We start from the raw sequence: 23,413 nt of genomic DNA, 5'->3' as shown, positions 1-23,413 counted from the left end.
ACATCTAAAATATCGTCTGCATTAACAAAGTCTCGGTGGTACTTTTATAAAGGTACCACCTTGATGCACGCATTGTGTGCACTCAGTTTTATTACAACCAGAAACATTCAACACAATATTCCTGCAAGAATTTATATTGATCGCCTACCAACACTAGAAAGCAACTGAATTGCTTGCTAGAATCTAGCCAATTTTTTTCAGAGTCAAAGAGATAGTTAGAACATGGGTAGAGCGTTCCAAAACCGTAAGTTGTCTATGGCAAAAACCGCAGCACACAAAACTAAAGTGTATTCCAAATATGGTAAAGCAATTTATGCAGTTGCTAAAAGTGGTGGCGCTGACCCAGACGGTAACTTGGCGTTACGCAGCTTAATTGATAAAGCGAAGAAAGACCAAGTCCCTGGTCATGTTATTGACAAAGCTATCGACAAAGCAACAGGTGCCGGTGGTGAAGACTATACTGAAGCGCGTTACGAAGGTTTTGGACCAGGTAACTGTATGGTGATCATTGACTGTTTAACAGATAACGGCAATCGCACGATCAAAGATGTTCGCCAGTGTTTTACTAAAACCAACTCAAAAATTGGTTCTACTGGCACAGTTTCTCACATGTTTAACCACCAAGCGGTATTTTCGTTTAAGGGTGAAGATGATGAAGCCGTACTTGAAACATTGATGATGGCTGAAGCTGATGTAACAGATGTAGAACTTGAAGACGGCATTATTACTGTTTACGCTCCACATACTGAGTTTTTCAAAATCAAAACTATCTTTGCTGATGAAATGCCAGAATATGAACTGGAAGTAGAAGAAATCACTTGGGTTCCACAAACCTACACTGAAATTACTAACGAAGATGATATTGCGAACTTCGAAAAGTTCATGATGATGTTAGAAGATTGTGATGATGTACAAAACATTTATCATAATGCTGATTTACCAGCTCAAGAAGACTAACTTTTAGTCTTAAACAAAAAGCGCTGATACCAGCGCTTTTTTTGTCTTTGTAGAAAGTTATTTTATCTCTGTCGCCAGTTGCTCGGCAGTTTGTAAAATAGCCGTTTTAATCCTTCCATAAGTACCACAGCGGCATATATTTCCAGACATAGCTTGTTCTATTTCATGAATTGAAGGTTGTTGATTTTGATTCAGTAAACTACTTGCTGTCATTAACTGACCAACCTGACAATAACCACATTGTGGCACATTATGAACTTGCCATTGACGTTTCAATGCTGTCATCAGTTCTGTATTAACATGCTCCATCGTTTCAATTGTTTGCCCTGACAATGAAGCAATAGGAGTAATACATGACCTAACTGCTTGCCCGTTAACATGCACAGTACATGCACCACATTGACCTAAGCCACAGCCAAATTTAGTAGCAGTTAGCTTAAGTTCATCACGTAATAACCAAAGTAATGGTGTATCAGCACTTAATTCAGTATGAATATCATTGCCATTGATGTTTAACTTAGTCATGGTGGTTAGGCTCCTAAAGATGAGAAATCAACAGGTAATGAAGTAATGCGCTGCCCAGTTGCACGATAAAGTGCATTGGCAATAGCAGGTTGAATGGTGCCTTGAAGTTTTTCTCCGACCCCCATTGGCCATTCAGTACTGTCAGAGGTCAACAAATCGACTTCTACACTTTGCGCTATGCGTGCCACTGGCGAGTCGTGAAAATTTGATTGCTCTATACGGCCATTTTTTAGTGTTATTGCTTGACCAAACATCATGCTCACGGCAAAAACTGCCGAACCTTGTACCTGTGCTAGTAGTCCATCAGGGTTGATCACTTGCCCATGATCTAACGAAACGATTAAACGCTTCACACGATAGCGCTCTGCCGTTCGCTCAATGATAGCCGCTACGGCGTTGTAATATTGATACGGACCAGACGGCGCTTTTTCATGACCAAATGCGACACCAAGTGACTCATTGTCTTGCAAAACGACATTTGCCAATCTAGTTTGTAAGCGCTGTAATACCTTGATTGCTCTAGTTTCAGTGATCTGTGCCAATCTAAAGTCAATAGCGTCTGCTGCCACTTGTTCAGCCAATTCATCGATAACACTTTCAATGGCAAAATGGGTATAACCATGACTGATACCTCGTAAAATACCAACCGTCAGTGGCGATTCTTGTAAGTGCACTTGAGTTTGAAAATTTTCAATTTGATAAAGGCTGGAATCTGCACCACCATATGCCACCCAGTCCCCACTAGGCGTCCCTCTATCCCTTAAACTAAAGTGATAAGGCGAAGTTGAATAGGTTGCGACTTTATGTTGCCAAGCGTAAATTTTATTATTATCTAAACGAACGGAAATACGCTGGGCATTCAGTGGTCGATAAAAATCGTGTTGAATATCATCTTCACGACTCCAAACTAGTTTAATTGGATGAGCAAATTTTTTGGCAATATAACAAGCTTCAACAATAAAATCGTCTTGTGCTCTGCGACCAAAACCACCGCCCATATAGGTCATATTGACTCGTACTTTTTCTTTCGCTAACGACAATACTTTTGCCGCTGAGCTTTGTGCATCTTGTGAATTCTGTGTTGGTGCCCAAATTTCACAACTTCCCGCCTTTAACCAAACGGTACAGTTCATCGGCTCCATGGTCATGTGCGCAACTAATGGAAATTCAAAATCTCGCGTCAGTATTCGCTCTTTCTTTTCATCCAGTAATGCAATATCGCCCTGCTCTTTCACCACTTTGCCTGGTGCATCAAGCAGTTGTTTAAACTCTGCTAGCACTTCGTTACTAGATACGGTTGCAAAATCACCTTCTTGCCATGTTATTTGCAGTAATTTTCTTGCCGATATCGCTTGCCAGTAATTATCAGCAACAACCGCAACGCCAGATGGCACAGCAAAAATCTGCTGCACTCCTTTAATTTTTGCAGCTTCTGTCGCGTCAAAACTCTGTACTTTTCCACCAAATACCGGACATCTCGCCACAACAGCCACTTTCAGTTGAGGAAGATTGACATCAAGCCCAAACATGGCGGTGCCATTCACTTTTTCTAGCAAGTCAACACGAGGTTTACTCTGACCGATAACGGAAAAGGAGGCGGGCTGCTTTAAAGCAAGTTTATCTTTGGGTAGATCTGTTTGCACCAGTTTCGACAATTGTCCATAAGTAAGGTATTGGCCTGTTTTTAAGTTGGTAACAACTCCCTGATTTGTTTTTACCTCGCTCAGTGATAACTTCCACACTTTACATGCCGCTTCTCTAAGTAATAGGTTAATTTTAGCGCCTACTTGACGATGAAAGTTCCATGCAATCAGGCTTGAAATGGCCCCTATGGTATTTTGATGACCAAAACGAGTGTCATCTGCCCAGCCTTGTTCAACAGTCTTTAACTGTTGCCAATCAGCATCGAGATCTTCAAACAACAACTGTGTAAGACTAGTACTTACGCCCTGCCCCATTTCTGCACGAGTGTTTATTACCGTAATAGAATTGTCGGCATGTAAAATTAGTAAAGGAAACTGTGCTGCATTTTCTTCATCATTTTGACGATTCACAATGGCACTATTTTCTGCTGTGAACGCCAACCCTGAAAAAAGTAAGCCCGATGTGGTCGCTGTTAATTTAAGAAATAAGCGACGAGATTGAAGGTGTGGATGAGACATTACAACCCCTAATAATTGTTTTGTCTCACTTTAAAAAAGCCTTGTAACTGCAGATACTATAAAACGCTATAATTTTCTATAATCCATATAAAACAATACGTTAAAAATCTCTAAACTTGTTTGTTCTCTAATATACCAGTCAGATACTTCCGGATATTGTCGTTAGGTAAGGTCTCTATAAGGGCGTAAATTTTATCCGTTATTTGTTGTTTATCTTCTTGAGTAACGGTATGTGTTTTAAGGCTGAGTAGTAAAAACACCTGCTCAACTTTTAAATTGTTTTGTTTCGCCACCGCCATTGCTTCAACATAATAATCATTCGTTTGCAGCTTGTCTTTTACTTGCCATTGTAGCTCTGCCAGAGCGTGTAAATTAGCCACTTGGCCATAGGGGCAACGAAATGATTCATGATACTTGAGCGCTTCAAGATATAAAGCTTCAGCTTGGGAGTAGTAGCCTTTTATCGCTAACAATCGAGCGATTTCAGTATGTGAAAACGCAACATAAAGTTTGTCTCCATATTTATCCGCTAAGGCTCTTGATTGTTCAAAATACTTATTGGCTTTTTCAAACTGTAGCTGGCTGCTCGCAATAACCCCCTGTTGAAAGACAATACGAGAATATTCGCGCATTTTTCCCTGTCGATCAGCTTCAATTAACGCTTTGCTCGCCAGTTCTTCAGCTTGTTCATAGGCACTGCGAAATCGCAACAACTTAACTAAGTAGCGCATGGCGATCACTGAGCTAGGGCGTTGATCGTGTAATACATTAAAATATTGCTCAGCTTTATCAAAATCTTGGCGGTGAAAATGCTCCATCGCTTGCAATAAGTGGTGATCAGCATATTGCTCATTAAAGTCAGTTGCCGTTTGTGGTTCTTGATAATGATGCAATATTTGTGTGACCAATTGTGGCCAAAGCTGATCTACTGTATCTGCATAGATAATGTTTTGTTTTTGTTGATATCGCCCGACAAGGCGGTAATGCAACTGATATTGCATTGGCGCACCCAACAACTTAGTTTGTAAGGTCACTGCTTCACCCACATTGGTGCGGATCATTCTTGCTTGCTGTTCAACATTATTGAGATCAAAACTATTACCTCGCGCAAGTGTCATCATCACATCTTCAACATCAAGCACGGCAAGTTTATTTTGCGCTTGTAGTTGTTTAATCATGATGTCCATACCACCTAGCCGTACCCAAGCTAAACTTTTATCGCTCACCGTATTCTCTACCGGTAAAACAACTAACTCTCGACTCATTATCGGGCTATTTAATGCACTGCCTGCTGTATCATTCGGTTGCTGCCTATCAACTTGCCAACTACTCAGAAATAGAGCCGAAAAGACAGCGAGACAAATAGTCAATAAAGCGAATATTGCGTAACGATTTTTCTTCTGTGTAGGTATTTCGTGAGAAGTTTTAGTGACAGTTTCTACTTTTGAATAAGGATAAATCCACTGGTAACCTTGACGAGGAAAGGTTTTTACCACTTCCAAAGGCTTAAAAATCGCTCTAATTTCGTTAATTGATTGAAAGAGCACATGTTCTTGAGCACCTGCACTTTGCCAAATGGCATCTAACAGCTGCTGTTTACTGTGAATAGCGTCTTGATGTTCAAGTAAATAAACCAATAGCTGTAAAGTTTTTTGTCTTATGGGTTTATCTTCATTACCAATAACAACCTTGTTGGTTAACGGGTGCAGTGTAAAATCACCAATACAATAATGCACTAATCCCTTATCCTTAGCTAAACGTCAAATTTACTGCATTGCATTGTAAAGCAATATAGTAATGATTCGCCAATCTTTGTTTTAAGTTCATGCCTTTACAGGGTGATCACTAGTTTAAAAAAAGCGCTGAGGTTATCAGCGCTTTTGTCTTTTTATTTATGGATTAGCTTGTAGCGTTAAAGTGACGCCTGATGCGGCACTATAGCCATATAAATCTAAATGCCAGCGGCCACTGGCTGGATTGTTAAATGTACAAGACTCGCTATTACCATTTTTCCATGGACGGCAATCATAGTTATTTAAGGTTGATTGGCTACCAAATCGCACATACATATCAACATCACCAGTACCACCAGAAATTGCCACCGTCATTGAGCTGTAACCTGCTGGTAAGTCATACCAGTACCGAGTCCATGCTTGTGCACCAACAGAAATATTAGTTTCTTGTTCACTAATAGGCTGTAAACCACCACCGCTAGTGCTATAACTGCCGGTTAAGCTTACATTATTTATGGCATTCCAAGCATGAACAGTAACGTGATAGGTACCAGCCTGAATATTACTAATTGAGCAGCTTTCATTACTAGTCGAAGTTTCACTATTACAATCGTAGTCAGTTAAGCTAGCTTGACTACCATATTTAACGTATAGGTCGGCATCACCAGTCCCCCCTGTAGTAGCAAAGTTTAAGTTTGATGCGCCAGTAGGTACATTTAATGTGAAGTAATGATTTGATTTTTCACCGCCGGTGATGCCACCTTGCGCCACACCATTTTGCAATGCGATAGGATCAGTATTACCCGTTGGACACGAGCCTACTCCTACAGCACACCATGCAGTTTCAACCGCTGTTTTTTCCGCGCTACCATATAAATCTTGCGCCGCTTGTGCCGTTGCGGTTCTTGCGCCCGAAAAATTAGTGCTTTGGTTCATATAGGTAGTTAATGCGCGGTAAAAAATTTGCTCAGCCTTTAATACGCCTATACCTGGCACTTGCGCAGGAGACTTACCTCTTGGATGACTGCCACCATCGACTAATAGCGCAAAAGCTAAGTTAGCAATCCCGGAGTTACCGTGGACACCACCGTAATCGTTACCGTTATTTGGGTTTGAAGTAAATGGAATACGTTCAGGGTACCAATCTTTAGAGTAGTTATCAGCGGTTGGATTTTTCATGTAACGCATCGCGTCACCCGGTGTATTTGGTGTATAGCTCTCTTCCGCTAAATTCCAATCAACGACCGTAGTGTTATCACGATACGCCTTAGCAGTTACACCGATAATATCTGACCACGCTTCATTTAACGCACCTGAGGCGTTGTTATAAATTAAACCAGCAGTATATTGTGTCACACCGTGCGTCAGCTCATGACCAATGACATCAAAACTTAGCGTTAGATCATCAAGAATATTGCCATCACCGTCACCGTACATCATCTGGCTGCCTGTCCAATAAGCATTAGCGACGTTGTTACCTAGATGCACACTAGATACCATAGTCATACCGGCATTGTTAATGCTGTCGCGATTAAAACGAGCTAGATAATAATCGTAAACTTTTGAGGCGCCATTATGAGCGCGCTGAGCTGATGCGTCGTTACAGTTTTGATTGTTAGTGCATTTTAATACACCCGGTGCAGCGTTTTGATCTTGGTTTTGTAAGTCGTAAGTTTTCCAAGACTTAGCAGGGTAAATTTGAGGGTGACGCGTCAGTAGATCAAAATTTGCTGTATCGTAAAACAGCTTGTCTTGACCAAAATCCATCCCCCCATTGTTCCAAGAAACTTCTACTTGCCAGGCTAATTTCGTTTCTCCAGAAATAGGCAGATAAACATAAACTTGTTTTGGCGCTGAAACTATCGACCCTTCTTGGCTAGCCAGCTCTGAGACACGTTTTGAATCACTGTTAATAGATGCAGAATCGCCACCGTTATTTTTGGCTAACGGGCTATCTAGATCACGAGAATTTGCTGCACTATGCTGTGCCACAATCCCCGTTACGGCATAAACTTTGTTTTTGCTTTCACCCTTTTGCAAGCCTAGTGGCTGCTTTTCCATGTGCAAAGTTACATTTGCACCAACGACAGGTATGCCATTGATTGTCTGATTTAAACGAATGTGAGACATGCCTAGTTTATCTAACCAACGATCTTTAATTTCAAATGAAACATTTGAATTTAGTTTAATACCGTACGCGTCGCTTATCACACTCGATAATTGGCTTGCACTAGGCTTAGCAGATAACAAACCCACCTCACCCGTTACAAATGATGCTTTACCGTGTTCGTTTAATTGAGTCGCTTTGCTTTCAGCCGCTAGAGTATTTGCCGAGTATGAGACGGCGTATACCCACATGGTTGAAAGTGCCAGAAGTTTAATCTTCATGTGTATTCCTTCTTATTTTGTTATTGTTTGCCCCTAATTTGGGACTTTTCAAACATAAGACAGGAATCTGTACTTCACCCAATCGTACAAAATCAGCACACGATTACATTTTGTAACATATGTAAAATAAAGGTTACAAACAAGATAATATTTGGTTTTTAATTATTATTTTCAACAAATTAAGATTGGAAAAACACATATAAAAGCTCGACACATAACAAGTTCATAAGAAAATACGAACATAGCATTAATACCTTGCTAATAAAGCCTAGTGTTAAAGCAATGATCTGAGCTATTTCATAAGTAAAATGTAGAAAAATTTTTGTTATTTAACTGTGAGTAGTTAAAAGATTTTGCAAAATATCTCGGCACTGCGCTTCATTCATTAACCTTGGTACAGGGTAATCACAATACGCTTCTTTAATTGCACGCTCGGCTAACATGTTAATATCTGCTTGTTGCAATTGTGGTAAGTGTTTAGGAATATTTAGCGTTTCAAGTAGCTGTTCTACTCGTTTAACAAAAGTGTTTGCTGCTAATTGTTCATTACAATCCATATCCACCATGTGTAAAATTTTCGCCAATTGGGCCAACTTAGTGGCAGCATTGGTCAATGAAAAATGCAATACATGGGGTAATACAATGGCATTAGCTAAGCCATGTGGAACATGATAAACACCACCTAGTTGATGAGCGATGGCGTGAACATAACCGACGGATGTTCGAGTAAAAGCGGCACCAGCATAAAAACTGGCAATCGCCATTTCAGCACGTGCTTGTTCATTATTTCCATTGGCGTAGGCAACGGGAAGAAAGTTGAAAATTTTACTCATCGCCGAAATAGCATATTGTTTTGTTAATGGATATGCGTGGCAACCGATATAAGACTCGATGGCGTGAGTTAACGCATCAATACCAGTTTCAGCCGTAATGTTAGCAGGTAACCCTTTCATCAGTGCAGGATCTAACAAAGCCACATTAGGTACTAAACAGGGGTCAATCACGGTAAACTTTTTACGGGCAGTGGCATCTGTGATCACCGCAACTAAAGTGGCTTCTGAACCTGTACCAGCAGTAGTTGGAATAGCTATAAAATATGGCAGCTTTTTACGAACTTTAAACAATCCTGCCAGCTTATTAATCGGCTTGTTTTTAGTGATACTCGCACCTATCGCCTTTGCACAATCAATCACAGAGCCACCACCAAATGCGATGATGGCATCACAACTTTCATTCCGATATAGCTCACAACCTTGTTCAACAACCGCTATAGTTGGGTCGGGTGTAACTTGATCAAATAAGGAATAACTGATCTGAGTTTGTTTTAGGGAATCTAACAAAGGCTGTACTAAATTGAGTTTAATAAGCTGAGGGTCGGAAACCACCATAACATTATTAAATTTATGTCGATGCAGTAACTCAGTTGCATCACTTATATGGTCGGCTCCTGTCACCAAGGTAGGTAACGGAATATGAATCAGTCGATTAATATAACGTCTGCCCCCGATAACTAAATGATGCAACGTTGCTTTGATCATTTTGCTAGTTTTTCTAATAACTGGTTTACCGCCTGCATATGTTCATCGTTTTGATGACACATGCCCTGAAACGCCGCACAAATATCAAGAAAGTCGTTTAACTGAGTACGCTGAGCAAGTTTCATTGAGCGCTTGGTTTTACGCAGTGCTGCAGTAGGTTTACTCGCGATTTCTTCTGCCAATGCCATCGCCTTAGATAAAAATTCATCATGAGCATAAACCGCCAATACTACCCCCATCTGCAAAGCTTGTTCAGCATTGATCACTTTACCAGTAAACGTAAGTGCCGCCGCTTGTTGATAGCCAATCAGTCGCTGCATAAACCAAGCACCACCATCACCGGGGATCAACCCCAAGTTGATAAAGGTTTCACCAAATTTTGCCTGTTCAGAAGCAATTCTAATGTCACACATATTTGCTAAATCAAAGCCTGCACCTATAGCTGGGCCATTTACAGCGGCAATAATGGGTACATCACAGTTGTGTAATGCCTTAGGAATACGTTGAATACCTTGGCGATATTTCTGTTCTAAAGTTGCAACATCGCCAGCAAAGTCGCCTTGTTTATCAGCCATATCTTTAACGTTGCCGCCAGCAGAAAACGCAGAGCCATTACCAGTGATAACCAACACCGCAATATGTTCATATTGGTTAACCCATTCAACAGTAGCGACAATATCGTCGGTAAGTTTGGTACCAGTGAGTGCATTGCGCACGTCATGGCGATCAAACGTTAACAGTGCGATATTATTTTCAACGGTAAGTTTGCTGTCACTGAGTTTGGGTAGGTTCATCACCATTTACCTTTAGTTTTTGTTTTCTTGTTATTTTAATTGGACTTTGGCATCTTGCCAGTAATCTTCAAGTTCTTGTAAATCGTGCTGTTCAAAGGATTTTTCACTTTGTTTAACCTTTTGTTCAACATGATTAAACCGTTTAGTAAACTTGCTGTTTGCTTGCCTTAATAAGGCTTCTGGGTCTTGTTTTGCATGTCGACATAAGTTGACCACAGCAAATAATAAATCACCTAGCTCTTCCGCTAGGCCATCTGTGCCTTGATCTAACTCTTGTTTAACTTCTGCGACTTCTTCTTCAATTTTTTCAAATACTTGAAACTTATCAGGCCAATCAAATCCTACGTGAGCACAGCGTTTTTGAATTTTAGCCGCTTGAGAGAGTGCTGGTAAATTTTTAGGAATATCAGCCAAAATACTGATGTTGTCATCATTATTTTTAACCGCACGTTCTTTGGCTTTTTCATTTTCCCAATTAGCTTTAATTTCTTCATCTGTTGCTAAAGCGGTATCACCAAAAACATGAGGGTGTCGTCTTATTAATTTTTCACAAACTGCAGCAACTACAGAATCAAAATCAAACTTTTTTTCTTCTTGACCCAATTGGCTATAGAAAATTACTTGAAACAGTAAATCCCCTAATTCTTTTTCCAGCTCTGCAAAGTCTTGTTGCTCAATGGCGTCTGCTACTTCGTAAGCTTCCTCTAAAGTATGAGGCACTATAGTGGCAAAAGTCTGTTTTAAATCCCAAGGACATCCCGTTTCAGGATTGCGCAATTGCGCCATAATCCACTTAAGTTTTTCTATTGAGGCTTTGTCATTTAACATTTGAAAATATCACTCACATTTTAATATTTTTGCTGAGAACAAGTTCTACATGATTTTTAATGCAGAATTCGTTTAATTCTCTTTCAAATTCTCTTTCCGAGTTAGGAATAAAAAAAATAGGAATTACAGCTTTCTTTCGATGCTCCATTGGAACAACTTCATAAAATATATATTGAAATGATTTCGTTAAAGGAATATATATTTTATGTATTTCATTTACCTTACTAATATCGATAACATTACCATTCCAATAAATCACTCTCTCATTCAGTCTCACTTCTATTTTTCGACATTTAAACCATTGATAGAGTGGAAAAACTATTGATAAAACCATAATGTATGGAGCAGTATAATATCCAACTATTCTTTTGAAACGAGTATCCTGATGCGTCCACGCATCTGGATGTTCAAAAATGTAATATGAAAAATACGCCATTATAAAAATAAAAATCACCCAAAAATGCGTGATACTGAAATAAGTGATTTTCTTTCTAAACTCCATCTTTTTACGTTTCCACGATAAAAAAATTTAACTATGTTTTCCGTGACAAATTACATTTCTCTTCTAAAGTATGAGGCACTATAGTGGCAAAAGTCTGTTTTAAATCCCAAGGACATCCCGTTTCAGGATTGCGCAATTGCGCCATGATCCACTTTAGTTTTTCAATTGAGGCCGGTTGTTCTAACATACTTTATTTTCTCTTTGCTTCTAATACATCATCAAGTTGCATAAATTTATTTAACAGGCGTTGCAGCGTTTCTTGATGAGAAATTTCGATATCAATTGTTAAGGTATTAATGTGAGTTTTACGATCTAAACGAGTTTCAAGACCAACAATTAATATTCGCTCATTGGCAATGATGGTTGATAAATCTCGCAATAAACCATGACGATCATAAGCTTTAATTTCTATGGTGACTTGATAGTTGCCTTTGTCTTGATCGCCCCACTGCACGTCAACTTCACGTTCTGGCTGTTGCGTTAACAAGTGTTGTAGCTGTTCGCAATCAAGGCGATGCACTGAAATTCCACGCCCCTGAGTGATAAAGCCACAGATATCATCTCCAGGTACAGGGTGACAACAGTTGGCCATATGCGTTAATAAATTACCAACACCCGACACAGTAATACCATTAGCATCAACTTGCTGTTTTTGCGGTGAACTACTTGGTTTAACGATAGACTGAGGGTCAAAATCAGTTGCAGGTTTGTTTTTTTCTTCCTGAGAAGCAATCGAATTTACAACTTGTTGTAAACGGGCGTTTCCCGAGCCAATGGCTGCGTATAAATCATCAACCGTATTGACGTTATACTTTGTACAAATAGGCGTTAGATCATATTTATCAATATGTAAACGCTCAAGTTCTTGTTCAAGTTGCTCTTTGCCATGAGCAACGTGTTTGTCTCTGTCTAACAGTTTAAAAAAGTGCTGAACCTTAGCGCGCGCCCTAGGTGTATGAATATAATTAAGTGAAGGATTTAACCAGTCTCTGCTTGGGTTTGGGTTTTTACTGGTAAGTATTTCAACCTGATCACCCGTATGTAATCTATGGGTAAATGGCACAATTCGACCAAAAACTTTGGCACCAATGCAACAGTGCCCTACATTTGAATGAATATAATAAGCAAAATCTAATGGCGTAGCGCCTATGGGTAAATCGATAACATCGCCATTGGGGGTAAACACATAGATGCGATCTTCAAATACTTGGCTTCTTAATTCATCAAGTAGCTCACCACTTTCACTGACATCTTCTTGCCATTGAAGGATTTTTCTCAGCCAACTGACTTTTTCATCAAAACCACTGGTTTTCCCTGAAGCTGTACCTTCTTTATAGCGCCAATGAGCAGCAACACCAAGCTCAGCGTCATCATGCATCTGACGCGTTCTAATTTGAATTTCAACGGTTTTGCCTTCAGGGCCAAGTACTACAGTGTGAATCGACTGATAACCATTGGCTTTAGGTGTTGCAACGTAATCGTCAAATTCACTCGGTAGGTGATTCCAGCTTGTGTGGACGATACCTAAAGCACCATAACAGTCTTGCAATTTATCAACGACAATCCGCACGGCTCTGACATCAAATAATTGGTCAAAGTCGAGCGATTTCTTCCGCATTTTTTTCCAAATACTGTAAATGTGTTTTGGACGTCCATAAACTTCGCCATCAATACCCGCATCTTTGATTTTTTTGTTCAGGTCTGCAACAAAATCTAACATGTATTGTTCGCGATCTAGGCGCTTTTCATCCAGTAACTTAGCAATTTTCATGTAAGTGTCGGGATGTAAGTAACGAAAGGAAATATCTTCCAATTCCCACTTTAATTGCCCGATACCTAATCGATTTGCTAATGGTGCATAGATGTTGGCTGTTTCTTTTGCCGCGAGTACACGAGTTTCCTCGTCAGACTTTTTCACTAACCTCAAGTAAACTAAACGCTCTGCCAATTTAATAACCACTGCGCGAACGTCTTCCACCATAGCTAGTAACATACGGCGAATATTGTCTACTTGATTAACTGAAACTTTACTAGATTGACCTTGTTGTAGGGTTTTAATAGCGTCCATTTGTAAAACGCCTTCACAAAGTGATAGCACGGCTTTACTGTAATTCTCTTCAACCTGTTCGAGACTAAGCAATCGATATTCGACCAATGGCACAAGAAATGCTGCGGTAAGGGAATCTTTGTCGAGATTTAAACTTGCTAATATTTCAACCATTTCCAAAGATTTGGTCTGGCACTCTTCTTTGTCGTCAAACAACGAGTGATGTTGCTGCCATATATTATTTAATGCCAGCCTTTTATCATTTGAAATTTCTAAAGAGTCTAACCAGTGACCAAAGTTTGTTTCCGTCATTTGGTGTGATTTTCGAACCGAAACCATATTACTTCCTACAAAAAGGTTTAGCTTTCATCAAGATAAACCAAAACTGGTAAAGTCATTGATATTTTTGACTTACTGATGAAAATGTTTGACGACTGTGCCATGATACAAAAGAATGAGAAAAAAGTGTGTAACAAAACACAGAAAATTCGCAATTTATTATTTGCTCGGTTAATTTGTCATTATGCATAAATTTAGTCTTAAAGACTGGGTCATTTTATTGACCATTGTTCCCACCACAATAATTGCTTTAGCAATTGCAGGTTATTTTTCTTATAACCGCCATGTTGAGCTTAACAGTTATTTGGAAAGCCGAGCACAAAGTATCATTGAACCCATCGCCATTGCAGGTGTGCATTCGCTAAAAAATAAAGAACGTGACCGATTGCGAGAACTGGTAAATTTTGCCCACCGCAGCCAATCTGAACTGGTAAAAAGCGTGAGTATCTTTACCAAAGACAATCAACTCTTTGTCACTAGCGCATACCATGGTGATATTGAATTAATGCGAATTGACTCTGGTAGCCAAATACCTGCTATAACAACTTTTCGGCATTTTGATGACTTTATCATCGTACGTTCGCCGATTATCGATGAACAAAGTGCTACTCAAGTCATTGCTAATAACATCTCTACACAAGTGACTATGGGCTATGTTGCAATTCATATAGATAAACACCAAGTGCAATATGATAAACAAAATGAGCTTATCATCGCATTTGCAATAGCCCTATTGGGTTCATTAATTAGTGCATTGTTTACCTTAAGATTGATTAAAGATGTCACTCGACCAATTTCATCCATGGTGCAAGCGGTGGACAGGATCCGTGAAGGAAAACTTGAATCACGTATTACAGGACAATTAATTGGTGAGCTTAACTTCTTGAAAAACGGTGTTAATGTCATGGCACAATCACTAAGTGATTATCGCGATGAAATGCAGCGCAGTATTGACCAAGCAACGTTAGACTTACGGGAGAGCTTAGAGCAATTTGAAATTCAAAACGTTGAGTTAGACATCGCAAAGCGTAAAGCACAAGACGCAAACAAAGTGAAATCAGAGTTCTTGGCCAATATGAGTCACGAATTAAGAACGCCATTAAATGGAGTTATAGGTTTTACTCGCCAAGTTTTAAAAACGCCTTTATCAGATACTCAGCGAGATTATTTACAAACAATTGAACGTTCAGCCAATAATTTATTGGCAATTATCAACGACATTTTGGACTTTTCTAAACTTGACGCCGGCAAAATGGTGATTGAAAAAATTCCTTTTTCAATGCGTGAAACGGTAGAAGAAACCATTGTATTGTTAGCACCTAGTGCTCATAAGAAAAATATTGAGTTATCATTACGTGTCGCACCTGACTTACCTGATTCGCTTATTGGCGATGCCATGCGCGTTAAACAAATATTGATTAACCTTGCCAATAATGCGATTAAGTTTACCGAAAAAGGCTCCGTCAACTTAGACATCGATTGCCAAAGTGCCAACAATAATGTTGCAGTGCTTAAAATTACTGTTACCGATACTGGTATTGGTATGAACAGTGATCAACAAAACACAATTTTTGAAGCCTTTGGTCAAGCGGATAAAAGTGTTACTCGACTCTATGGTGGCACAGGTCTTGGTTTGGTCATTTCACAGCGTCTTGTTAAAGAAATGCATGGTGATATTGGCTTTATGAGTGACCAACAAAAAGGCTCTACCTTCTGGTTTACCTTTCAGTGTGAAATTAACCCAATACCAGATGATGCGCTGCTTTCACCTCCGGCATTACGCGATAAAAGTATTTTATATTTAGAGCCACACACACATAGCCGAATCGCCAACAGTGAGATTTTAGAGTCTTGGAAAATGCAGGTGACACCTGTAACTAACTTAGCGGAAGTAACCAGTGCCCTATCTCGAAAAAAATCCTTTGATTTTGCTTTGCTAGGCCACGATGTTTCACCAATAGCCATCAATGATTTAAAACAGCTAATTGTTTCTCTTAAAGCCCATATTCCATCGATACATTTAGCGATAAACAGTAACTCACCAAGCTTACAAGAAGCCCTTATTGTTGTTGGCGCCAAAAGCTGTATGAGTAAACCGTTAACGCCGGAAAAACTGTGTAAAGCCCTTATTCCCCAGCACTTTGACTTTGCCAACTCTCTGACCGAAGTACTCGAGCACAAAGTGCCTATTAAAGTACTTGCCGTCGATGACAATGACGCTAACTTAAAGCTGATAGAAGCATTGTTGCAGGAGCAAGTTGCCGAAGTGATTACCGCAACCAATGGCCAAGAAGCGCTCGATTTATGTAAAAATGAAAAATTTGCGCTTATCTTTATGGATATTCAAATGCCAGTAATGGACGGGATCAGCGCCCTCAAACATATCAAAGCACAAACGTTTAACGAAGATACGCCCATTATTGCCGTGACCGCACACGCTTTAAGTGGCGAAAAAGATAGGTTGTTACAAGAAGGTTTTGACTCGTACATGACCAAACCTATTGACGAAACAATGCTTAGACACACCATATATGAGTATTGTGACTTAGATCTTCTTGGTGCCCAAGCTTCAAGAGCAAAACTGTTAAATGCCGATTTACCCTTTGAAAAATCAGTTGAGCAGCCACTACCAGCTATTGATGTTACACCGCAGTCTGGTTTTAGTTTGGAAACTTCAAGTGTTATCAATTGGCCACTGGCTTTAAAACGAGCAGGCAGAAAACCCAAGTTGGCTAAAGATATGTTAACCGGACTTGTTGAGAGTCTTCCCGAGGTTAGAACAGGCATGCAAGAAGCGATAACTTCCCAAGATCTAGAGCGAGTAAAAGAGCTTATGCATAAACTCAACGGTGCGTGTTGTTATTCTGGCGTACCCGATCTTGGCAAACTCGTGCATCAATTAGAAACTGAATTGAAGCGAGGCGCAAACATTGATGATTTAGAGCCGGAGTTTTTAGAGTTTTTTGAACATGTCGATAACGTATTAGCGTTTGCTGACCAAGCATTTGAAGAGATAGATCAAATGAGGCGTTAATAAACGCCTCAATTTAACATTTTTTTATTTTCTGATATGGATATCTGGTGATGTGTTAATGTCACCTTCTTCGGAAATAACAGCAACGCCACCATTGCACATCATTACGGCTAAGCTATGACCATTTTCTATTCGAACAAAGGCCAGTTCATAACCGAACTTACCAAGACTGCTAGCGGAAAACTTTTGCGCCAGCGATAATTTAGACCACCAAACGGATTGCTCGGGAGGCTCTCTTCTTCTGTCTACTACTGGTTGATTAGGTGACTGCATAACACACTTCCAATAACAAAAATATACACACCAATTCAGTATAGTACATTTTTTATACAAAAAGAAAGTTATGCCAAAGCCACCTATGCTGAGTTTGGTCAATTTAGTCCGTTAGCTAGACAATACAACAAATGCCGTTGCATATTCGATTTCATCTGACAACGAAATATGCCACGATTTAGCACCTAGACCTTTAGCTTTTGTCAACGCAACATCACTCAACGCTAAAATAGGTTGTCCACTTGCAAGTGAATTGATCTGCATGTGTTGGAAAGACACACCATCGGCAATACCCGTTCCTAGTGCTTTAGCTGCGGCTTCTTTACCAGCCCAGCGTTTGGCTAAAAAGGGGATTTTAAATTTCAGCTCGTTAAACACCGCTAATTCTTCAGGTGTTAGCACCCGCTTTGCCAGTGAATTAAGTACCTTTTCAGGCATCTTTTCCAAGCGACTTATTTGCACTATGTCTGTGCCAATTCCAACAACTGACATAACGCCCTACATTCTTGCTTCTAACATCAGTCTTTTCATATCACGAACTGCTTTTTCTAAACCATCGATAGCAGCACGAGCAATAATTGCATGACCTATGTTTAATTCAATGATTTCTTCAATAGCAGCGATAGGTTTGACATTATGGTAAGTTAAGCCGTGACCCGCATTAACTTTTAGTCCAATGCTGTGGGCGTACTTAATTCCTTCTTCTAAACGCGCTAATTCTGCAAGCTGTTCTTCTTCTGTTTCAGCTTCAGCATACTGACCAGTGTGAATTTCAATAAAAGGTGCTTTTGAAGCAAGTGCGGCATCAATTTGTGTTTTATCTGCGTCAATAAACAAGCTGGTTTTGATACCATGCTCAGCCAATCGAGCAACGGCGTCAGTAATTTTATCTAGCTGACCGGCAACATCTAAGCCACCTTCGGTAGTAAGCTCTTCACGCTTTTCAGGCACTAAACAGACAAATTCTGGCTCGACCTCGCAGGCAATGGCTAACATTTCTTCAGTGACCGCCATTTCTAAGTTCATACGAGTTTGTATTGTTTCTTTCATCACATAAACATCACGGTCAATAATATGACGACGATCTTCACGTAAATGAATGGTAATACCATCAGCGCCAGCATGTTCAGCCACTGACGCCGCGTGGGCAGGATCAGGATAGGTAGTGCCTCGTGCTTGTCTTAATGTAGCAATATGGTCAACATTAACGCCTAGTAAAATATCCTTCATGTGTAATTCTCTATCGGGTAAATAATTTACGGCTGTTTAATGGCCGTCCATCTAGCAAGTAATGAATCACTTGCCTCATTAATAATTTAAATGTTTGCATTGCTGCTTTGTCTAACGCTTGCTCGTTAGCAATAGCGAGCAAATGGCTGCGTTCCAACGCAGAACCTTGATTGCTTTGCTCAAACGCAATAAATCCTACGTCAGGAAGAAACTGGCAATATTGACACTTTAGGTGTTCTAACGATGAAAAATCAAGCGCATATCCAAGCTCTTGCAACAGTTGCCATTCAAATGCACGCAAAATGGGTTCAACTTCTTGTTGCTGCGCTAAACGAGAAATAGTCTCTTGATAAAAGTCAAACAGGAGAGGTGATGGCACTGATTCAGTTAACAGCTTACATTGTAATTCGTTGACATAAAGCGCGCTAAATAAATGAGTCCCAGCCAGAACAAATGACTTTCCAGTCGCTTCAATTGCTGAAGCTGACTTTAAGTTACCTTTACCTTTGAGTGTAATAACAAGTGGAATAAAAGGCTGGAGTATTGCCTTTTTAGAGTGTTTAGACGAAGAACTAACATAAGTAACCGCTGCCACCTTACCAAGATCTTTAGTAAGGAATTCAGCGATCACCTGATTGTCTTTAAATGGTCTTGAATGCAGTAAATAGGCTTGTTGCTCAACATCACGCATAACAGGGCCTGCTGGTTATCCTGAGTAATCGTCGCCATAACCTAAGCTGCGCAGTGCTCTTTCATCATCTGCCCAACCTGATTTAACTTTTACCCAAGATTCTAAAAACACTTGTCGTTCAAACAACTCTTCTAGATCTCGACGAGCTTCGCGACCAATTGTTTTTAAACGCTCACCTTTGTTGCCAATTACCATGCGCTTTTGGCTATTACGCTCAACAAGAATTAAAGCGTTTATGTGAAGTACGCCACGATCATCAATTTTAAACTGTTCTATTTCTACCGTCGTTGAGTAAGGCAACTCATCGCCTGTGAATCGCATCAGCTTTTCACGAATAATTTCTGATGCCATAAAACGACTTGATCTGTCAGTAATATAATCTTCTGGAAACCAAAACTCGCCTTCAGGTAATGCTGACAAACAAAGCTGTTTTATTTTTTCAACGTTATCACCTTTAGAAGCAGAAATAGGAATAATATCTTTAAAATTATATTGTTCACTTAACATGCTAAGGTGTGGCAATAGCTCTTCTTTGTCTTGCACATTATCAATTTTATTGATCACCATAATGCAAGGTGCACCAGTATTTTTAACTTTTTGCAGCACTAAGTTGTCGTCGTCTGTCCAGTGTGTACCTTCAACTAAAAACAGTACTAGCTCAACTTCTGCAATAGAACTACTCGCCGCTCTGTTCATTAAGCGGTTAATTGCACGTTTTTCGTCTGAATGTAGGCCTGGAGTGTCTACTAATACTGCCTGATGATGACCTTCAGTTAAGATCCCTAAAATACGGTGACGTGTGGTTTGCGGCTTTTTAGAAGTGATACTCACCTTTTGCCCCAAAAGCGCATTAAGTAAGGTAGACTTTCCAACGTTTGGCCTACCAACGATGGCAATTAGGCCACAATGATTTACCTGACTCATATTATTGACTCGCCAATTTAGCTTTTGGGTTTTTCTCTTTGATTAATTCTAGCACTTTTTGTGCAGCTGCTTGTTCAGCTTTACGGCGACTAGTGCCTTTGGTAACAACTTCGTTGTCAATTTCACTCGTGGTACAACGCACAGTGAATTCTTGATTGTGAGATTGCCCCGTTGTTTCAATCACTTCATACACTGGCAAAGCGATTCTTCTACCTTGCAAGTATTCTTGTAGTCGTGTTTTAGGATCTTTTTGCGCTTGGCCCGGTTTAATTTGTGCTAGTTTTTTGTCAAACCAAGTTAATACCAAGGCTTTGCAGGTTTTTATATCAGAATCGAGATAAACAGCGCCAATGATGGCTTCTACTGCATCTTCTAAAATAGATTCTCTTCGATGACCGCCGCTTTTTAATTCGCCTGGGCCTAATATCAAATGTTCACCCAATTCAAAGTGTCTGCCTAATTCAGCTAAAGTTACCCCTTTCACTAAACTAGAGCGCATTCGAGTTAAGTCACCTTCATTTTCTTTAGGAAACTTGTCAAACAACGCTTGAGCGATAATAAACCCCAAAATGGAGTCACCTAAAAACTCTAAACGCTCATTGTGTAAACCTTTAGCACTGCGGTGTGTTAACGCCCGCATAAGTAAAGATTGTTCTTTAAACTGATAGCCTAAGCGTTTTTCTAACTGCGCAATTGCTTGAGGCGTATTTTTTACCATTATTCAATGCTACCTATACGAGAAAATCTAATGCCAGTTGGCACCCATGTCGGTAATAGATCTTCTTGTGTTCTTTCAAAATCAAAACTTGTCCAAATAAACACCGCTTCACCAACTAGGTTCTCTTCTGGTACAAAGCCCCAAAAACGACCATCTAAACTGTTATCACGGTTATCACCCATAACAAAGTAGTGCCCTTCAGGTACTACAAACTCATCCTTTTGAGTGCCGGCTTGTTTAAAGAAATGTGCTGTTCTTGGTAATATTTGATTGTTGACTAAAATATCGTGAGTTTTCTCACCTAGCTTTAATTTATAACGCGTTAACGGTACATCACCATCGTGGTAATCACCATTGCTGACAAAGTTCTGTTCTATTTGCTTGTAACTACCACAATCTTTCACTTCATCAGTACACGCAGGTTTTATGTAAATTGATTTATTACGATAAATAATGCGGTCACCTGGAAGGCCGATCACACGTTTAATATAATCAATACGAGTATCAAGAGGGTATTTAAATACAACAACGTCACCACGCTCTGGTGCACCAATCTCAACAAATTTTTCGCGGAAAACTGGATCACGCAGACCGTAGTTATATTTGTTTACCAAAATGAAATCACCATCAAGCAATGTTGGCATCATTGAACCTGATGGAATTTGAAATGGTTCATACAAAAAAGAACGCAATACCAACACAAAGGCTATCACAGGGAAGATTTGTACTGGCGTATCGATAAAAAATGGCGCTTCCATGATTTTCGCTTCTGCGTCTGCACCTAATTCGCCTTCACATTGCGCCTGAGCTACTGCAAGTTTCAAACGACGTTGTGGTGCCCAGTGAAACTTATCTATCACCCAAACAACACCGCAAACTAGGGTTAAAGCAACCAACAAAATTGAAAAATAAACCGCCATAAATATCCTTTAGTTTTCTAATTTCAGTACCGCTAAGAAGGCTTCTTGAGGCACTTCAACGTTACCTACTTGCTTCATGCGTTTTTTACCTTCTTTTTGTTTCTGTAGAAGTTTCTTCTTACGTGAAACGTCACCACCATAACATTTTGCTGTTACGTTTTTACGTAATTGCTTAACTGTTGTACGCGCAATAATGTTGTTACCAATTGCAGCTTGAATAGCAATATCAAACATTTGGCGATGAATTAGTTCACGTAGCTTTTCAACTAACATGCGGCCACGAGCAACAGAATTTGAACGGTGAGTGATCATAGCAAGTGCATCAACTCTATCACCGTTAATCATCACATCCGCTCGAACCATGTCAGACGCTTGGAAACGAACAAAATGATAATCTAAAGAAGCATAACCCCGGCTAGTTGACTTCAATTTATCGAAGAAGTCCATTACCACTTCAGCCATGGGTAATTCGTATGTTACCGCTACTTGTTTGCCGTGATATACGATATCTTTTTGAATGCCGCGTTTTTCTATACACAAGGTAATCACATTACCTAAATGCTCTTGAGGCACTAAGATATTTGCCTGAACGATAGGTTCACGAATTTCATGAATTTCGTTAACAGGTGGCAAGTCACTTGGGTTATCAATGGATAACACCTTGCCTTTGGTAGTTTCTACTTCGTAGTTTACCGTAGGTGCCGTTGTGATTAAATCTAGGTCATATTCGCGAGCTAAACGCTCTTGAATAATCTCCATGTGTAACATGCCTAAGAAGCCTATACGGAAACCGAAGCCTAATGCAGATGAGTTTTCAGGTTCAAAAAATAATGACGCGTCATTTAAACTTAATTTGTTTAACGCATCACGAAAACTTTCATAATCGTCAGAGCTGATAGGGAAAACACCAGCGTATACTTGTGGTTGCGCTTTTTTAAATCCGGCTAACGGCTTTTCTGCTTCTTTCTTGTGGATGGTGATAGTATCACCAACAGGCGCACCATGAATCTCTTTAATACCAGCAATAATAAAACCAACTTCACCCGTTTTAAGTATGTTAGTTTCTTTTTGCTTAGGCGTAAAAATACCCACTTTATCAATAACGTGAGTTTGTCCTGTCGACATCACCAACATTTTATCGCCTTTTTTCACTTCGCCGTTCATCACACGAACAAGTGAAACAACCCCTTGATAGTTATCGAACCAAGAGTCGATAATCAAAGCTTGCAAGTTACTGTTAGGCTCGCCTTTAGGTGGTGGAATGTTTTCAACAATACATTCCAATACATCTTCAATACCTAAACCAGTTTTTGCCGAACAAGCCACCGCACCTGTAGCATCAATCCCTATAATATCTTCGATTTCTTCACACACACGATCTGGATCAGCTTGTGGTAAGTCAATTTTATTTAAGATAGGTAGGACTTCTAAGTCCATTTCAATCGCAGTGTAACAGTTAGCAACCGTTTGAGCTTCTACACCTTGGCCAGCATCAACAACTAATAATGCACCTTCACAAGACGCCAAAGAACGAGATACTTCATAAGAGAAATCTACGTGACCTGGAGTGTCGATAAAGTTTAGTTGATATGTTTCACCATCTTTAGCTTTGTAGTCTAAGGTAACACTTTGTGCCTTGATCGTAATGCCACGTTCACGTTCTAGATCCATAGAATCCAAAACTTGCTCTGCCATTTCACGATCAGATAGGCCTCCACAATGTTGGATCAGTCGGTCTGATAACGTAGATTTACCGTGGTCAATATGGGCAATAATAGAAAAATTTCGGATATTCTTCATAAAAGGGAAA

At 39.8% G+C, this 23,413-nt stretch carries 19 protein-coding genes and 1 pseudogene; 2 read left to right on the top strand and 18 right to left on the bottom strand.

Annotation, left to right across the window (positions count from 1 at the left end; all coding sequences use genetic code 11):
• Positions 1 to 222 precede the first annotated feature (222 nt).
• Positions 223 to 957 (top strand): YebC/PmpR family DNA-binding transcriptional regulator, encoded by a 735-nt coding sequence (locus IE199_RS05075; RefSeq protein ID WP_189767924.1) that lies wholly within the window; start codon positions 223 to 225, stop codon positions 955 to 957.
• 57 nt (positions 958 to 1,014) lie between these two features.
• Here the strand turns inward: IE199_RS05075 and IE199_RS05070 are convergent, their stop codons facing one another.
• From IE199_RS05070 to relA, 10 genes and pseudogenes are all read right to left on the bottom strand, one after another.
• A complete protein-coding gene (locus IE199_RS05070) occupies positions 1,015 to 1,482 on the bottom strand; it encodes a (2Fe-2S)-binding protein (RefSeq protein ID WP_189767922.1) in 468 nt (155 codons plus the stop codon).
• A 5-nt stretch (positions 1,483 to 1,487) separates the two neighbouring features.
• Positions 1,488 to 3,644 carry a xanthine dehydrogenase family protein molybdopterin-binding subunit gene (locus tag IE199_RS05065; protein WP_189767920.1) on the bottom strand — a complete coding sequence of 719 codons (2,157 nt, stop codon included), beginning with the start codon at positions 3,642 to 3,644 and terminating at the stop codon, positions 1,488 to 1,490.
• 110 nt (positions 3,645 to 3,754) lie between these two features.
• Positions 3,755 to 5,380, bottom strand: a complete 1,626-nt coding sequence (locus IE199_RS05060) for a winged helix-turn-helix domain-containing protein (protein ID WP_189767918.1) — start codon at positions 5,378 to 5,380, stop codon at positions 3,755 to 3,757.
• A gap of 156 nt (positions 5,381 to 5,536) precedes the next feature.
• A complete protein-coding gene (locus IE199_RS05055) occupies positions 5,537 to 7,765 on the bottom strand; it encodes a M4 family metallopeptidase (RefSeq protein WP_189767916.1) in 2,229 nt (742 codons plus the stop codon).
• A gap of 329 nt (positions 7,766 to 8,094) precedes the next feature.
• Positions 8,095 to 9,303, bottom strand: a complete 1,209-nt coding sequence (locus IE199_RS05050; protein WP_189767914.1) for an iron-containing alcohol dehydrogenase — start codon at positions 9,301 to 9,303, stop codon at positions 8,095 to 8,097.
• On the bottom strand, positions 9,300 to 10,097 hold the full coding sequence (locus IE199_RS05045) for an enoyl-CoA hydratase-related protein (protein ID WP_229854531.1): 798 nt from the start codon (positions 10,095 to 10,097) through the stop codon (positions 9,300 to 9,302). The genes IE199_RS05050 and IE199_RS05045 overlap by 4 nt, the downstream gene beginning before the upstream one ends.
• Before the next feature lie 30 nt (positions 10,098 to 10,127).
• Positions 10,128 to 10,925 (bottom strand): nucleoside triphosphate pyrophosphohydrolase, encoded by a 798-nt coding sequence (mazG, locus tag IE199_RS05040; RefSeq protein ID WP_189767910.1) that lies wholly within the window; start codon positions 10,923 to 10,925, stop codon positions 10,128 to 10,130.
• Positions 10,926 to 10,938: 13 nt separating this feature from the next.
• Positions 10,939 to 11,427: a hypothetical protein gene (locus tag IE199_RS05035; RefSeq protein WP_189767902.1), complete on the bottom strand. Its 489-nt coding sequence runs from the start codon at positions 11,425 to 11,427 to the stop codon at positions 10,939 to 10,941.
• Between the two features lie 58 nt (positions 11,428 to 11,485).
• Positions 11,486 to 11,614 (bottom strand): annotated as a pseudogene (mazG, locus tag IE199_RS21910) (nucleoside triphosphate pyrophosphohydrolase); the annotation flags it as partial.
• A 3-nt stretch (positions 11,615 to 11,617) separates the two neighbouring features.
• Entirely contained in the window at positions 11,618 to 13,813 is a 2,196-nt protein-coding gene (relA, locus tag IE199_RS05030) for a GTP diphosphokinase (protein WP_189767899.1), read from the bottom strand.
• A 184-nt stretch (positions 13,814 to 13,997) separates the two neighbouring features.
• Between relA and barA the strand changes: the two genes are divergently transcribed.
• Positions 13,998 to 16,847 carry a two-component sensor histidine kinase BarA gene (gene barA, locus IE199_RS05025; RefSeq protein ID WP_189767897.1) on the top strand — a complete coding sequence of 950 codons (2,850 nt, stop codon included), beginning with the start codon at positions 13,998 to 14,000 and terminating at the stop codon, positions 16,845 to 16,847.
• Positions 16,848 to 16,871: 24 nt separating this feature from the next.
• Here barA and IE199_RS05020 read toward each other — a convergent pair whose 3' ends face one another.
• From IE199_RS05020 to lepA, 8 genes are all read right to left on the bottom strand, one after another.
• The gene (locus tag IE199_RS05020; RefSeq protein WP_189767895.1) at positions 16,872 to 17,120 is read right to left on the bottom strand and encodes a hypothetical protein; all 249 of its coding nucleotides are present in this window, start codon (positions 17,118 to 17,120) and stop codon (positions 16,872 to 16,874) included.
• A gap of 111 nt (positions 17,121 to 17,231) precedes the next feature.
• Positions 17,232 to 17,612 carry a holo-ACP synthase gene (gene acpS, locus IE199_RS05015; RefSeq protein ID WP_189767893.1) on the bottom strand — a complete coding sequence of 127 codons (381 nt, stop codon included), beginning with the start codon at positions 17,610 to 17,612 and terminating at the stop codon, positions 17,232 to 17,234.
• A 6-nt stretch (positions 17,613 to 17,618) separates the two neighbouring features.
• A complete protein-coding gene (gene pdxJ / locus IE199_RS05010; RefSeq protein WP_189767891.1) occupies positions 17,619 to 18,350 on the bottom strand; it encodes a pyridoxine 5'-phosphate synthase in 732 nt (243 codons plus the stop codon).
• Between the two features lie 10 nt (positions 18,351 to 18,360).
• The gene (gene recO, locus IE199_RS05005) at positions 18,361 to 19,041 is read right to left on the bottom strand and encodes a DNA repair protein RecO (RefSeq protein WP_189767889.1); all 681 of its coding nucleotides are present in this window, start codon (positions 19,039 to 19,041) and stop codon (positions 18,361 to 18,363) included.
• A gap of 15 nt (positions 19,042 to 19,056) precedes the next feature.
• A complete protein-coding gene (era, locus tag IE199_RS05000) occupies positions 19,057 to 19,965 on the bottom strand; it encodes a GTPase Era (RefSeq protein WP_189767887.1) in 909 nt (302 codons plus the stop codon).
• Position 19,966: 1 nt separating this feature from the next.
• Complete coding sequence (gene rnc / locus IE199_RS04995; RefSeq protein WP_189767885.1) at positions 19,967 to 20,683, bottom strand: ribonuclease III; 717 nt, start codon at positions 20,681 to 20,683, stop codon at positions 19,967 to 19,969.
• Complete coding sequence (gene lepB / locus IE199_RS04990; RefSeq protein ID WP_189767883.1) at positions 20,683 to 21,603, bottom strand: signal peptidase I; 921 nt, start codon at positions 21,601 to 21,603, stop codon at positions 20,683 to 20,685. The genes rnc and lepB overlap by 1 nt, the downstream gene beginning before the upstream one ends.
• A gap of 9 nt (positions 21,604 to 21,612) precedes the next feature.
• Complete coding sequence (lepA, locus tag IE199_RS04985; RefSeq protein ID WP_189767881.1) at positions 21,613 to 23,403, bottom strand: translation elongation factor 4; 1,791 nt, start codon at positions 23,401 to 23,403, stop codon at positions 21,613 to 21,615.
• Positions 23,404 to 23,413 lie beyond the last annotated feature (10 nt).

Source organism: Thalassotalea marina, assembly GCF_014656435.1.
Taxonomy (GTDB): Bacteria; Pseudomonadota; Gammaproteobacteria; order Enterobacterales; family Alteromonadaceae; genus Thalassotalea_C; species Thalassotalea_C marina.
Note: the sequence above shows the minus strand (reverse complement) of the source record. Positions and strands in the feature narration are given on the sequence as shown.

What these genes read in the sequence shown, in the direction of transcription:
- IE199_RS05075 (WP_189767924.1), top strand. Translation starts at nt 223, where the DNA reads ATGGGTAGAGCGTTCCAAAACCGTAAGTTGTCTATGGCAAAAACCGCA.
- IE199_RS05070 (WP_189767922.1), bottom strand. Translation starts at nt 1,482, where the DNA reads ATGACTAAGTTAAACATCAATGGCAATGATATTCATACTGAATTAAGT.
- IE199_RS05065 (WP_189767920.1), bottom strand. Translation starts at nt 3,644, where the DNA reads ATGTCTCATCCACACCTTCAATCTCGTCGCTTATTTCTTAAATTAACA.
- IE199_RS05055 (WP_189767916.1), bottom strand. Translation starts at nt 7,765, where the DNA reads ATGAAGATTAAACTTCTGGCACTTTCAACCATGTGGGTATACGCCGTC.
- IE199_RS05050 (WP_189767914.1), bottom strand. Translation starts at nt 9,303, where the DNA reads ATGATCAAAGCAACGTTGCATCATTTAGTTATCGGGGGCAGACGTTAT.
- IE199_RS05045 (WP_229854531.1), bottom strand. Translation starts at nt 10,097, where the DNA reads ATGAACCTACCCAAACTCAGTGACAGCAAACTTACCGTTGAAAATAAT.
- mazG (WP_189767910.1), bottom strand. Translation starts at nt 10,925, where the DNA reads ATGTTAAATGACAAAGCCTCAATAGAAAAACTTAAGTGGATTATGGCG.
- IE199_RS05035 (WP_189767902.1), bottom strand. Translation starts at nt 11,427, where the DNA reads ATGGAGTTTAGAAAGAAAATCACTTATTTCAGTATCACGCATTTTTGG.
- relA (WP_189767899.1), bottom strand. Translation starts at nt 13,813, where the DNA reads ATGGTTTCGGTTCGAAAATCACACCAAATGACGGAAACAAACTTTGGT.
- barA (WP_189767897.1), top strand. Translation starts at nt 13,998, where the DNA reads ATGCATAAATTTAGTCTTAAAGACTGGGTCATTTTATTGACCATTGTT.
- IE199_RS05020 (WP_189767895.1), bottom strand. Translation starts at nt 17,120, where the DNA reads ATGCAGTCACCTAATCAACCAGTAGTAGACAGAAGAAGAGAGCCTCCC.
- acpS (WP_189767893.1), bottom strand. Translation starts at nt 17,612, where the DNA reads ATGTCAGTTGTTGGAATTGGCACAGACATAGTGCAAATAAGTCGCTTG.
- pdxJ (WP_189767891.1), bottom strand. Translation starts at nt 18,350, where the DNA reads ATGAAGGATATTTTACTAGGCGTTAATGTTGACCATATTGCTACATTA.
- recO (WP_189767889.1), bottom strand. Translation starts at nt 19,041, where the DNA reads ATGCGTGATGTTGAGCAACAAGCCTATTTACTGCATTCAAGACCATTT.
- era (WP_189767887.1), bottom strand. Translation starts at nt 19,965, where the DNA reads ATGAGTCAGGTAAATCATTGTGGCCTAATTGCCATCGTTGGTAGGCCA.
- rnc (WP_189767885.1), bottom strand. Translation starts at nt 20,683, where the DNA reads ATGGTAAAAAATACGCCTCAAGCAATTGCGCAGTTAGAAAAACGCTTA.
- lepB (WP_189767883.1), bottom strand. Translation starts at nt 21,603, where the DNA reads ATGGCGGTTTATTTTTCAATTTTGTTGGTTGCTTTAACCCTAGTTTGC.
- lepA (WP_189767881.1), bottom strand. Translation starts at nt 23,403, where the DNA reads ATGAAGAATATCCGAAATTTTTCTATTATTGCCCATATTGACCACGGT.